10 protein-coding genes are annotated in these 12,086 nt (G+C 73.2%); 3 read left to right on the forward strand and 7 right to left on the reverse strand.

Annotated elements, in window-relative coordinates:
• Window positions 1-306 precede the first annotated feature (306 nt).
• The gene (locus tag AB0J21_RS00910) at window positions 307-1,344 is read left to right on the forward strand and encodes a DMT family transporter (protein WP_363143595.1); all 1,038 of its coding nucleotides are present in this window, start codon (window positions 307-309) and stop codon (window positions 1,342-1,344) included.
• 30 nt (window positions 1,345-1,374) lie between these two features.
• Here the strand turns inward: AB0J21_RS00910 and AB0J21_RS00915 are convergent, their stop codons facing one another.
• Entirely contained in the window at window positions 1,375-2,709 is a 1,335-nt protein-coding gene (locus tag AB0J21_RS00915) for a transglycosylase family protein (protein ID WP_363143596.1), read from the reverse strand.
• Between the two features lie 322 nt (window positions 2,710-3,031).
• Between AB0J21_RS00915 and gndA the strand changes: the two genes are divergently transcribed.
• Entirely contained in the window at window positions 3,032-4,471 is a 1,440-nt protein-coding gene (gndA, locus tag AB0J21_RS00920) for an NADP-dependent phosphogluconate dehydrogenase (RefSeq protein ID WP_363143597.1), read from the forward strand.
• Window positions 4,472-4,751: 280 nt separating this feature from the next.
• Here the strand turns inward: gndA and AB0J21_RS00925 are convergent, their stop codons facing one another.
• The 6 genes from AB0J21_RS00925 to AB0J21_RS00950 all read right to left on the reverse strand — a co-directional run bounded on the left by AB0J21_RS00925 (window position 4,752) and on the right by AB0J21_RS00950 (window position 10,246).
• Window positions 4,752-4,973 (reverse strand): hypothetical protein, encoded by a 222-nt coding sequence (locus AB0J21_RS00925; protein ID WP_363143598.1) that lies wholly within the window; start codon window positions 4,971-4,973, stop codon window positions 4,752-4,754.
• A gap of 182 nt (window positions 4,974-5,155) precedes the next feature.
• On the reverse strand, window positions 5,156-5,509 hold the full coding sequence (locus tag AB0J21_RS00930; protein ID WP_363143599.1) for a VOC family protein: 354 nt from the start codon (window positions 5,507-5,509) through the stop codon (window positions 5,156-5,158).
• A gap of 315 nt (window positions 5,510-5,824) precedes the next feature.
• Window positions 5,825-6,028, reverse strand: a complete 204-nt coding sequence (locus AB0J21_RS00935; protein ID WP_363144101.1) for a hypothetical protein — start codon at window positions 6,026-6,028, stop codon at window positions 5,825-5,827.
• 243 nt (window positions 6,029-6,271) lie between these two features.
• Complete coding sequence (locus AB0J21_RS00940) at window positions 6,272-6,565, reverse strand: hypothetical protein (protein ID WP_363143600.1); 294 nt, start codon at window positions 6,563-6,565, stop codon at window positions 6,272-6,274.
• A 141-nt stretch (window positions 6,566-6,706) separates the two neighbouring features.
• Entirely contained in the window at window positions 6,707-8,581 is a 1,875-nt protein-coding gene (locus AB0J21_RS00945) for an ABC transporter ATP-binding protein (protein WP_363144068.1), read from the reverse strand.
• 72 nt (window positions 8,582-8,653) lie between these two features.
• Window positions 8,654-10,246 carry a glycoside hydrolase family 71 protein gene (locus AB0J21_RS00950; protein WP_363143601.1) on the reverse strand — a complete coding sequence of 531 codons (1,593 nt, stop codon included), beginning with the start codon at window positions 10,244-10,246 and terminating at the stop codon, window positions 8,654-8,656.
• Window positions 10,247-10,599: 353 nt separating this feature from the next.
• Between AB0J21_RS00950 and AB0J21_RS00955 the strand changes: the two genes are divergently transcribed.
• Window positions 10,600-12,084: a sugar transferase gene (locus AB0J21_RS00955; RefSeq protein WP_363143602.1), complete on the forward strand. Its 1,485-nt coding sequence runs from the start codon at window positions 10,600-10,602 to the stop codon at window positions 12,082-12,084.
• The last annotated feature ends 2 nt before the right edge of the window (window positions 12,085-12,086 follow it).

Below are 12,086 nucleotides of genomic sequence, written 5' to 3' on the forward strand. Positions count from 1 at the left end.
CATGCTCACCCATCAACGGGCGGCCGGGGAAGACCGCGGGCCACCCCGTCGGTGCCCGTGTTCTGCGGATGCCCCGGATCCGCGTGGGCACCCGTCCCAGGGTGATCAGCCCCGCGCCCGGGAGCGCGCGCCCGCCGCACGGCGCAACCGGGCGCCCGTACCCGGGATGTACGCCGGGGTTTCCGTACTCCATCGGCAGTAGGAGGCACTCGGTGCTCAGGAACGACGACGAGATGCCGTCCGGCAGGGAAGGGTGGACGGTATGAGAGCCCACCGTTCACCGTTGTGCCGCCGCCGGAGCCCGTCATGAGCGATCTCACGCTGTCCGTGGTGTTCGCCCTGGTGTCGGCCGTCGCCTACGCGGGCGGGGCCATCGTGCAGGAACGCGTGTCCCTGTCCTCCCCGGACACCGCCTACGCACCCCTGCGCCGCCCGGCGTGGTGGGGTGCGGTGGCGCTGAACGGACTGGGGGCCGCGCTGCACGTCGGGGCGCTCGCCTATGGTCCGCTGAGTCTCGTCCAGCCCCTGGGGGCGCTCACGATCGTCTTCGCGCTGCCGATGGCGGCCCTACTGGTGGGCAAGAAGGCGGGGGCCGGCGCCTGGCGCGGGGCGCTCATGGCCTCGGTGGGGCTCGCCGGTCTGCTGGCCCTGACCGGTTCCGGCGGTGACCGGACGCCGGGGCAGTCCGAGATGGCGGTCGTGGGCGTGGTGACGGCGGGGGTCGTCCTGGCGCTCATGGTGGTGGCCCGTACGGTCCACCACCGGCCCGCCGCGCGGGGTGGGCTGGTCGCGGCGGCGGCCGGGGTCGCCTTCGGGATGGCCTCGGTGTTCACGAAGACGGTCGCCGACCGGTTCAGCGGCGAGGAACCTCTCGCGCAGTTGCCGAGCCTGCTCGCGATCGCGGTGTTCGCGGCCTCCGGAATGCTGCTGTCCCAGGCCTCGTACCGGGGCGCGGGGCTCGCCGCTCCGCTGTCGACGGCGACCGTGGTCAATCCGGTGGCGGCGGCCGCCGTGGGGCTGTCGCTGTTCGGGGAGCACTTCCGGTTCGGGGTGCCGGGCACCGTCCTCGCGCTGGGCTGCGGCGTGCTCGCGGCGGCCGGGCTGATCCTGCTGACGACGCGGCGCGCGGACGCGGACGGTTCCGAGGAGGCGCCGCCCCAGGTCTCCCGCCCGGGTCCGCCGGGCGGCCCGCTGACCGGCCCGGCGCAGGGGCCGTCCGGGCCGGCCGGACCCCGTGGGGACCGCCCCGGTGACCCGGCCACCGGGCCCGGGGAGGCGCCGCTCGGCGGGGGCCCGGTGCCCCGGGTGCTGTGCGTCCCGCCCGGGAGCGACCGTACGTGGTGATCCGACGGCCGACCCGGGCGGTCGGGGCGGTCAGACGTGTACGCCGCCGGCCCGCAGGTAGGCCAGCGGGTCGATGTCGGAGCCGAAGCCCGGGCCGGTGCGGACCTCGAAGTGCAGGTGCGGCCCGGTGACGTTGCCGGTGGCCCCGGAACGGGCGATGCGCTGGCCCGCGGCGACACTCTGCCCGGCCTTGACGTTGAGCGCCGAGAGGTGCGCGTACTGGCTGTACCTGCCGTCGTGGTGGCGGATGACGATCTGGTAGCCGTAGCTGCCGCCCCAGCCGGCCGAGACGACCTCTCCCGCGCCGATCGCCTTGACGGAGGTGCCGGTGGCCACCGGGAAGTCGACGCCGGTGTGGTAGCCCTTCGACCAGGAGGAGCCCGCCGCGCGGTACTGGGTGCCGGTGCCCGCGGCGACGGGCGCGGTCAGACTGCCGGTGCGGGTGGCGCGGTCGGCCTTCTTGGGCTGCTCCGTGTGCGCCGGGGCCTTCTTCACCTCGGCCTCGCGCGCCGGGGCCTTCGGCTCGGCCTTCTTGGGTGCCGCCTTCTTGGGTGCCGCCTTCTTCGGCGCGGTCTTCGGTGCCGTCTTCTGCGGCGTGTGGCGCGGGCCGGCCTTCTCGCCGGAACCGGCGAGGGACAGGTGCTGGCCGGGGAGGATCAGGTCGGGGTCGGCGCCGACGGTGGCGCGGTTGATCGCGTAGAGCTGTTCCCAGCCGCCCGCAATCCGCTGGTCCTCGGCTATCCCGGAGAGGCTGTCGCCGTGCAGGACGGTGTACATACGGGCCGTGCCCGCCCGGGACTGCGGGGTGGCCGCGGGGTTGGCGTGCGTGCTGTGGGCCGCTTCGGCCCCCTGCGCGGTGTGCTTCACGCGGACGTCCGGGACGTCCTTCGCCCTGGCCGGCTGCGCCTGCTTCTGCTGCTGCTGCGCCTGCTTCTGCTGTACGGGCTTCGCCTTCTCGGCGCCGTCCGGGTGGGCCCCCGGGGCGGGGCCGCCGCGGGCGAGTCCCGCGCGTGGTCCGCACTGGGGCCAGGCGCCGGGGCCCTGGCCGTCCAGGACCTTCTCGGCGACGGCCATCTGCTCGGCGCGGCTCGCGTGGTCGGCGCGATCGGCATAGGCCCCGCCGCCGTACGCCTTCCAGGTGCTCTGCGTGAACTGGAGGCCGCCGTAGAAGCCGTTCCCGGTGTTGATGTCCCAGTCGTTGCCCGACTCGCACGCGGCGACCTTGCGCCAGGTGTCCTCGGTGGCGGCGTGCGCGGAGCCCACGGCGACGAGCGGGAGGGCGAGTCCGGCGCCGGAGGCGGTGACGGTGAGGGACGCGCGCTGGAGTGGGTGCGGCTGGTAGCGCCGGTGACGGCCTAACGGCATGGAGACTCCCTCGGAGGTGGTCCCGGACGTGGGTCAGCAGCGCAAAGTTAGGCCGCCCGCACTGTGCGCGACAAGCGGAATGGCTGAAGACGCAGCTCACGAGGGGGGTCGGGAGAGCCCTTCGCGGGTACCCGGGCCCGGCGGGCGCCCGTCGGCGCGGCGGCTGCGGCCCCGCGCAGGAGATGTCGGCGGTTCGTGGCGATACTGGCGTCAGCGGTGCGTCGCCCGGCGCACGGACCCGACGCACAGACCGCCGTACGACGGACATCCGGGGCCCGGTCCGCGGGCCCCTCGACCCCACAGGTCTCAGGGAGTGACAGGAATGAGCGCTTCGGCCCAGATCGGTGTGACCGGACTCGCGGTGATGGGGCGCAATCTCGCGCGCAACTTCGCCCGCAACGGGTTCACCGTCGCCCTGCACAACCGCACCGCCTCGAAGACGCACGCGCTGGTCGAGGAGTTCGGCGAGGAGGGCACGTTCGTGCCCACCGAGAGCGCGCGGGAGTTCGTCGCCGCGCTGGAGCGGCCACGCCGCCTCGTCGTGATGGTGAAGGCGGGCGAGCCCACGGACGCGGTGATCGAGGAGTTCGCCCCGCTGCTGGAGGAGGGCGACATGATCATCGACGGGGGGAACGCCCACTTCGCCGATACCCGCCGCCGCGAGAGGCAACTGCGCGAGCGCGGCATCCACTTCGTCGGCGCCGGAGTCTCCGGAGGCGAGGAGGGCGCCCTCAACGGGCCCAGCATCATGCCGGGCGGCAGCGAGGAATCGTACGCGTCGCTGGGACCGATGCTGGAGAAGATCTCCGCGAAAGCCAAGAACGGCGACCCCTGCGTGACACACATCGGCCCGGACGGATCGGGCCATTTCGTGAAGATGGTGCACAACGGCATCGAGTACGCCGACATGCAGCTCATCGGTGAGGCCTACCAGCTGCTCCGCGACGTGGCCGGTTACTCCGCCGGGCAGATCGCGGACATCTTCCGCACCTGGAACACCGGACGCCTCGACTCCTACCTCATCGAGATCACCGCGGAGGTCCTCTCCCACGTCGACGCCGCGACCGGCAAGCCCTTTGTGGACGTGGTGCTCGACCAGGCCGAGCAGAAGGGCACCGGCCGCTGGACCGTCCAGATCGCCCTCGACCTCGGCGTCCCCGTCTCCGGCATCGCCGAGGCCGTCTTCGCCCGCTCCGTCTCCGGCCACGCCGCCCTGCGCGAGGCGTCCCGCCACCTGGCCGGACCCAGCGCCCGGCCGCTCGGCGAGGACGAGGCGGCGGCCTTCGCCGACCAGGTCGAACAGGCCCTGTACGCCTCGAAGATCGTCTCCTACACCCAGGGCTTCCACCAGATCGCCGCCGGCAGCGAGCAGTACGACTGGGACGTCGACCTCGGCGGGATCGCCGCCATCTGGCGCGGCGGATGCATCATCCGCGCCGCCTTCCTCGACCGCATCACCAGCGCCTACGAGGCCCAGCCCGACCTCCCCAGCCTGCTGGCCGACAAGGGCTTCGCCGACGAGATCGCCGCCGCCCAGGACGACTGGCGGGCCGTCATCTCCACCGCCGTCACCCAAGGCGTCCCCACCCCCGCCTTCGCCGCGACCCTCGCCTACTACGACTCCCTGCGCGCCGAACGCCTCCCCGCCGCCCTCACCCAGGGCCAGCGCGACTATTTCGGCGCCCACACCTACCACCGCACCGACCGCGAGGGCACCTTCCACACGCTGTGGGGCGGGGACAGGACCGAGGTCGAGAGCTGACGCCGAGGCGGAGCCCGCTCCCCCGGATCGAGTTCCGGCTACTGGGGCCCAGGACACAGAGGTCCGTCCTGGGTCTCCAGAAGGCCGTCCTCCGAATTCAGCCCGAGACCTACGCGTCACGGGACCGCGAGCGTTCGTGTCGGGTGGCTGGCGGCCGTCCCGCTGAGTGCCGTTCTACCTGATCAGGGACGTGCGGCTGGGGGACGCCGAAGCGGTGGGCCAGGCCCGCCGCATCATCGAAGGCCTGCTCGTCGCCCCACGCTCCTGACGCCGCGGGGCGTCAGTCGGCGGCGGCCCGGTTTTTCGGGAGCAGGAAGACCAGTACGGCCGCCAGGACCGCGATGGCGCACGTGGCCAGGGACGACATGGCGAAGGCATGGCCTGCGGCCTCGGTCTTCCCGTCCGTGTCGGGGCGGAAGGTGTCGAAGAAGACGGCTCCGATCACGGCGACGCCCAGGGCACCGCCGATCTGCTGGTCGGTCGACAAAGCCCCCGAGGCCATGCCCACGCTGTGCGCGACACCCGTCGCGCACGGTGATGTCACGCACGGGGGCGCGGCGCTCGATGAGGTTGACGCGCCATGAGCTGTGGCGGCGTCGCCACGTTCCCGCTGCCGCTCCATTCCGGGTCCGTGTCCCTGCCGAAAGCATGGAGACGTCAACGCGCGAGAGCGCCTGGGGCGGGTCAGTAGTACTGGACCAGGCAGAATTCGTGCTCTTCGGGATCGGCCATCACGACGACCACGCCCTCGTCGTAGTCGTACCGTTCGCCGGTGAACCGGCCGCCGAGAGCGCTGACCTGCGCGATGCCCTGGTCGATGTCGTCCACTCCGACGTCCAGATGCAGACGTACCTTGCCGTGCTTCGGCTCGGTCGTGGGCTGGAAGTTGAGGCGGGGCTCTGGGTCACCTGAACGGCCGAGGTAGGCCCAGCCGGGCCGGGACGGCAGTCGCGGGCGGTCCAGCAGCGCACTCCAGAAATCCGCGACCCGTTCCACGTCGACGCAGTCGATGGTCACTCCGACCCAGCGGTTCGTCATCTCGTCAGCTCTCCTGTGTTGTCGGGTGGAATGCCCGGGCTCGGATTGCCTCCGGCCCGGCAGCCCGGAGGACCACGGGCTCACCGCGTCCTGACCGGGTGCGAGGCACCCTGGCTGACGCGCCGCCCCACGAGTTCCGCGGCCGCGGCCGCAGGTGTACTCCCGTGGTTCCGGGCGGCGTTGAGGACCTGACGGAGCGTACCGGCTGTACCGGCGAGACGCTCGGTCAGCTGTTCCCCGGACTCCCGACCGAGCGCGACACCGGTGGCGTGGGTGCGTGCCTCCTCCCGCACTGACGACCGCGTCCGCCGCCCATCAGAGGATTCCGCGCGCGGCGAGGAGGCGGACAGTGGCCGGTTCGTCGAGTTGGTTGGTGGCCGGGCCGGCGATCGCGGCGCATCGCAGCAGCGACACGGCACGGGCGGTCAGCGGACCGCCGAGCGCGGGCGGCACGAGGACGCCGGCCTCCGTCGCGAGGGCGGTGCCGGGGTCCCCCGGGTCGCGCCCAGCGCAGGGCAACGGGGCTGCTTCGGCACGCGCAGCCACCGCCGCACCGACCGCGAGGGCACCTTCCACACGCTGTGGGGCGGCGACCGCTCGGAGGTGGAGAGCTGAGCGGCCCGTGCAGGACGGGGAGGAGGGGGGGGCCCCCGGGGGGGGGGCGCCCCCCCCCCCCCCCCCCGCGCCGGCGGCCCCCGGGGGGGGGGGGGAGGGCGGCACCCCGGGTGGGGTGCCGCCCTCCTCCCCGTCCTACGACGCGGCTCACATCGGCTGCGGCTCGGGCTCCGGCCCCGGCTCGGGCGGTACCGGCGAGGGCGCCGGGCCCGGAAGGGGCGGCTGCGGCTCGGGGTCGGGGTGTGCGGGCCCCGGGCCCGGTACCGGCCTCGGGGTGGGCGGCACCGGGTCGGGGCGGCCCGGTACGGGCGTGGGGGACGGCGGTACCGGTTCGGGCACCGGATTGGGGGCCGGTGTCGGCGTCGGGGTGGGCGCCGGGGGCACGGGGTCCGGCGGCGGGCTGGTCCAGGCGGGCGGGGCGCCCTCGTTCGTGCGGGTCATGCGGTTCTCCTTCCGGCCAGGAAACGGTTCGGCTTCCGGAGTTCTCCCCCGCGTACCCGGAGGGCTCGCGCCCACGCCCCCTTCCTGAGCCGTACGGACCAGTGCGGCGGTGGCGCGTCCGCCGCCGGGCTCCGGGCTCCCTCAGGAGACGGGCGCGGTCTCGGCGGGGGCGAACTGGGTGCGGTAGAGCTGCGCGTACCGTCCGCCACGGGCCAGCAGCGTCTCGTGGGTGCCGCGTTCGGCGATCCGCCCGTCCTCGACCACGAGGATGAGGTCGGCGGAGCGGATCGTGGACAGGCGGTGGGCGATGACGAGAGCGGTGCGTCCGGCGAGGGCCTCGGTGAGCGCCTCCTGGACGGCGGCCTCCGAGGTGTTGTCGAGGTGCGCGGTGGCCTCGTCCAGGATCACGACGCGCTGACGGGCCAGCAGCAGCCGGGCGAGCGTCATCCGCTGGCGTTCCCCGCCGGAGAGCCGGTAGCCGCGCTCGCCGACCACGGTGTCGAGTCCGTCCGGCAGATCCGCCACGAGACGGTCCAGGCGCGCCCGGCGCAGCGCCTCCCACAGCTCCTCCTCGCTCGCCCCGGGGTCGGCGATCAGGAGGTTGTCACGTACCGACTCGTGGAAGAGGTGGCCGTCCTGGGTCACCATGCCGACGGTGGCGCGCAGCGCGGAGCCGCCGAGTTCGCGCACGTCGACGCCGCCGAGGCGGACGGCCCCGGCGTCGACGTCGTGGAGGCGGGGCACGAGGCTCGCGACGGTCGACTTGCCCGCTCCGGAGGACCCGACCAGGGCGACGGTCTGTCCCGGTTCGGCACGGAAGGAGATGCCGTGCAGAACCTCCTGGCCGCCCCGCGTGTCGAGGCCCGCGACCTCTTCGAGGGAGGCGAGCGAGACCTTGTCGGCCGCCGGGTAGGCGAAGCTCACCGCTTCGAACTCGACGGAGACCGGGCCCGGCGGCACCTCGCGAGCCTGCTCCGGTTCGGCCACGAGGGGTTCGAGGTCCAGGACCTCGAAGACCCGCTCGAAGCTGACGAGGGCACCCATGACCTCGACCCGCGCCCCGGCGAGCGCGGTGAGCGGGGCGTAGAGCCGGGTCAGCAGCAGGGAGAGGGACACGACGGCTCCGGCCTCCAGGGTGCCGTCCAGTGCGAGACGCCCGCCGATTCCGTAGACCAGGGCGAGGGCGAGCGAGGAGACGAGCGTGAGGGCGGTCACGAACACCGACTGGGCCGTCGCGGTGCGCACGCCGATGTCCCGGACGCGGGCGGCTCGTTCGGCGAAGGCGGCGGACTCCCGGCCGGGATCGCCGAAGAGTTTGACGAGGGTCGCGCCGGGCGCGGAGAAGCGCTCGGTCATCCGGGTGCCCATAGCGGCGTTGTGCTCGGCCGCCTCGCGCTGGAGGCGGGCCATCCGCCGCCCGGTGCGGCGCGCCGGGATCACGAAGAGGGGCAGCAGGACGAGGGCGAGCAGGGTGACGCGCCAGGACAGGGCGAGCATCACGCCGAGGGTCAGGACGAGCGTGACGAGGTTGGCGGCGACCCCGGAGAGGGTGTCGCTGAAGGCGCGCTGGGCTCCGATGACGTCGTTGTTGAGGCGGCTGACGAGGGCCCCGGTGCGGGTGCGGGTGAAGAAGGCGACCGGCATGCGCTGGACGTGGTCGAAGACGGTGGTGCGCAGGTCGAGGATGAGCCCCTCGCCGAGACTCGCGGAGAGCCGGCGGCCGGTCAGGGCGAGCGCGGCCTCGGCGAGCGCGATGAGGGCGATCAGCAGCGCGAGCCGGGTGACGCGGCCGGGGTCGGCGCCGGAGACGATCCCGGTCACCACCCGGCCGGCCAGCAGCGGGGTGGCGACGGCGAGCAGCGCGGTGGCCACGCTCAGGACGAGGTAGGCGAGGATGCGGCCGCGGTGCGGCCGGGCGAAGCGGGCGATCCTGCGCAGGGTCGCGCGGGCGAGCGGGCGGTGGGTGCTCTCGGCGTTCATGGCCGAGCGCAGTTGGCTCCAGGCCGTCATTTCCATGCTCATGACGGCGACGCTAGGACCCGAACCAAACTTGAGGTCAAGCGTCGCCGCGCGGGGGCCGCGGCCGGTTCAGCGCGGGCCCCCGGCCGGAGTGCGCCCGCTGGAGACCCCGTAGTACTGGAGGTCCTGGACCTGCGGCTGACGGACCACCGGGTAGGCCATGCGGACGGAGGCCACGGTCCTGCCCTCGCGCGACACGGCGGCGGAGCCGGTTCCCTCGCCCAGTGGGACGAGGGTGGAGTGCACCCCGGCGGGGACCCGCGCCTCGCGCGGAGTGCCGCCCTGTTCGGTGCGGAGGGTGGCGGGCGCGGTGAGGAAGGTGAGCGCCTCGGCGGCGTCCCGGGTGGGTGCGGAGCCGCCACGCAGGCGCATCAGCCGCTGCTGCCCGGCGGCCGGCGCGGTGGCGGCGAACTGGGTGCGCGAGCTGAGGTAGACGACGTCCCGCACGATCCTCGGCCACTGCCCGGTCTTGAAGCGGGTCAGGTAGTACGAGGAGAGGTCGAGGTAGGTGTAGCCGTTGTGCAGCGAGGGGGCGAACTGCGTTCCCTCGGAGTAGTCGTTCCAGGTCGTCATCTGGACCCAGTCGGCGCCCTGGTCGATGGCCGCCTGCCAGCTCGCGCGCAGCGTCGCGGTGTTGCCCGCCTCGTCGAAGATCCCCTGGTTGGGGCGGGCGTCCTGCACGGAGACGGGCTGCATCCAGAGCTTCCCGTACCGCTGGGCGAGGGCGATGTCGGCTGCCGCACCGTTCTGCGTGGTGTAGCTGCGGTTGCCCCACTCACTGAAACCGTGACTGACCGGGGCGAACTTCTCGGCGTTGGCGGGCAGGTTGAGGAACACCGGGACGAGCGCGGAGTCCACGCCGTGGGCCTGGCGCAGCCGGTCCATGACCTGGCTCCACCAGGCGGGCTCCTGCGCCTCGGCCTTGAAGGGGGAGATCACGAGACGCCCGTCGTCCAGGCGCTGGGCGGCGGGGGCGGCGGCGAGTTCGGCGAGCTTGTCGGCGAGGGTGACGGGGTCGGTGCGCAGGCCGACCATGTCGGGCATCAGCATGATCCGGAATTCCGGGTCCACGGTGTGCGCGGCCTCCATCAGGAGCCTCACGCGGTCCCAGTTGGTGCCGGAGAGCGACAACAGGTCGACGCTGAACCCGTCGAGTCCGGCCTCGCGGGCGGTGGCCACCTCCTGTTCGAGGTTGGCCCGCTGCCAGTCCCCCTGCTGGGGCGCGACCGGCAGCGGCCGGTCGCGCAGCAGTCCGCCGTAGGCCGCGTGCTTGCCCTTCTCGCCGTCCTGCCGCAGGTAGTTGCGCGCGTAGTAGTCGGCTCCCGGCGGCTGGTTGTCGAGGGAGACGGGGTAGGGCGTGAAGTAGTGCGCGAAGACCTTCTTGCCGGAGGCGGCCCGCAGCGCGGCCGGGTCGGGCAGGTCGAAGGGCAGGGCCTCGGCCGTCGGGCGGACCGCGGGGGGCAGCGGGGAAGCGGCCGCGGACGGCGGCAGGGCGGACTGCTGCCCGCCGCCCCCCGAGTCGCCGAGCGGACCCCACGCGAGGCCGGTGCCGGCGACCACGCCGAGCAGCAGGACACCCGACAGCGCGGCGAGCAGCAGCCGCAGCCGTCCGCCCAGCGGTGAACGGCGGTGCGGAGCGGGACGGGGCGGAGGCTGCGTCACTGGGATTCCCCTCTGTCACGAGCTTCGCGTCACGGAAGGCTCGCCAGTAGTACAGCGGATCGGACAGGACGGGACAACAAGAACCCCGCGGACGGCAGGACTCCGTTTAATCCGGGCCCGGGGCGAACACGGGCACAGCTCGGGCATACTGTAGCCACTTCACTCGCTTCACGAACTGCCGTCCGATTCGGGAGCCGCCCTCAGCGGCCGCCCCGGAGTTAATGGAAGGTCACCGGGAGCGGACGTTCCTGTAAACGGAGATGCGAGAAGACCGGCCAGTGCCATAGTGTTCTCCGTTGCCACACTTGTTCGTCGATCGGGGATTCGACCGATGAGTCGTGGTTCGTCAACACGTGCCGGGGGGGTACATGTGGCATGTCCAGTCGCCTGAGACAAGTGCGTCCACAGTCAGTCGCTTGCCCAGGGGACTTCCCCCGGGAAGCAAGGCGCGGTGGTATCTGCCACTCGCGCTGCTCGTCGACGTGCTCGGGACCTCCGTTCCGGTAGCCGTCCTCTTCCAGGGGCACGACCAGCCCTACCCGAAGGCCGCCGCGGCCGTCGCCGCGACGGCCTGGGTGCTCGTGCAGGCCCTGCGTCAGCGCTACGCGGCGCGGGCCATCGGTGAGTCGCGCGGCGCCCTGCCGGTGCTGCACGACTGGCTCATCCTGATCGGGGTGCTCGCCGTCGTGCACGTCGCGGCGGACCTGCGGCACGGCCAGCTCGTCAGCCTCGCCGCGCTGCTGCCCGCGCTCGTGCTGACCCTGACCTGCCGCAAGCTCACCTACCGCCACCTCGCCGCGACCCGCAGGGCCGCGCAGGGCGTGGTGCGGGTCCTGCTGCTCGGGGAGCCGCCGGCCGTCGAGTCGGTGGCCGGTCACCTCGCCGGGCACACCAACCATCCGTACGTCGTGGTCGGCGTGGTCGCGATCGGCGAGGGCCCGCTCGACGGGGGCCTGCGGCTCGCCGCCCGGCTGCCCGAGCACCGGCCCACGACTCCGGGCGGGGACACCACCCTGGTCCTGGCCGCGGCGCTCGAACTGCGCGTCGACGTCGTGCTGGTGGCGGCGGGCCGGGAGATGTCCGGGGACCGGCTGCGGCAGTTGTCCTGGGGGCTGCACGACGCGGGCCTCGAACTGGCCGTGGCCCCGGGCCTCGTGGAGGTCGCGCCCAAACGTCTGGAGACGACCTCGGCGGCCGGGATGGCGCTGCTGCGGATAGCCCCACCGGTACGGCGCGGCGTCCAGCCGGCTTTGAAGACCGTACTGGACCGGGTGCTGGCCGTCGCGGGGATCGCGGTCATCTCCCCGCTGCTGCTCGGCATCGCGCTCGCGATCAAGCTCACCTCGCGCGGGCCCGTGTTCTACCGCAGCGAGCGCGTCGGGCAGGGCGGGGTGCCCTTCCGGATGTGGAAGTTCCGCTCCATGAAGGTCGGCGCGGACGCGATGAAGGCCGAACTCGCGGCGGAGAACGAGCACGACGGCGCGATGTTCAAGATGCGCAAGGACCCCCGGGTGACCGGGGTCGGCCGACTGCTGCGCCGCACCTCGCTGGACGAACTGCCCCAGCTGCTCAACGTGGCGGTGGGGCAGATGTCCCTGGTGGGACCGCGTCCCCCGTTGCCGGACGAGGTCGCGACGTACTCGGACACCGAGCGCAGGCGGCTCGCCGTGCGGCCCGGGATGACCGGGCTGTGGCAGATCAGCGGGCGCTCCGACCTGTCCTGGGACGAGACGGTTCAGCTCGATCTCAGCTATGTCGACAACTGGTCGTTCACCAGCGATGTCGACGTCATGGCCCGTACGCTCCGCGCCGTCGTCGACGGTCGCGGTGCGTACTGAGC

Source organism: Streptomyces sp. NPDC049954, from assembly GCF_040656295.1.
Lineage (GTDB): Bacteria > Actinomycetota > Actinomycetes > Streptomycetales > Streptomycetaceae > Streptomyces.

Bases quoted from the DNA above. Each gene is read 5' to 3' on its own strand.
- AB0J21_RS00910 (WP_363143595.1), top strand. From the start codon at position 307: ATGAGCGATCTCACGCTGTCCGTGGTGTTCGCCCTGGTGTCGGCCGTC.
- AB0J21_RS00915 (WP_363143596.1), bottom strand. From the start codon at position 2,709: ATGCCGTTAGGCCGTCACCGGCGCTACCAGCCGCACCCACTCCAGCGC.
- gndA (WP_363143597.1), top strand. From the start codon at position 3,032: ATGAGCGCTTCGGCCCAGATCGGTGTGACCGGACTCGCGGTGATGGGG.
- AB0J21_RS00925 (WP_363143598.1), bottom strand. From the start codon at position 4,973: ATGGCCTCGGGGGCTTTGTCGACCGACCAGCAGATCGGCGGTGCCCTG.
- AB0J21_RS00930 (WP_363143599.1), bottom strand. From the start codon at position 5,509: ATGACGAACCGCTGGGTCGGAGTGACCATCGACTGCGTCGACGTGGAA.
- AB0J21_RS00940 (WP_363143600.1), bottom strand. From the start codon at position 6,565: ATGACCCGCACGAACGAGGGCGCCCCGCCCGCCTGGACCAGCCCGCCG.
- AB0J21_RS00945 (WP_363144068.1), bottom strand. From the start codon at position 8,581: ATGGAAATGACGGCCTGGAGCCAACTGCGCTCGGCCATGAACGCCGAG.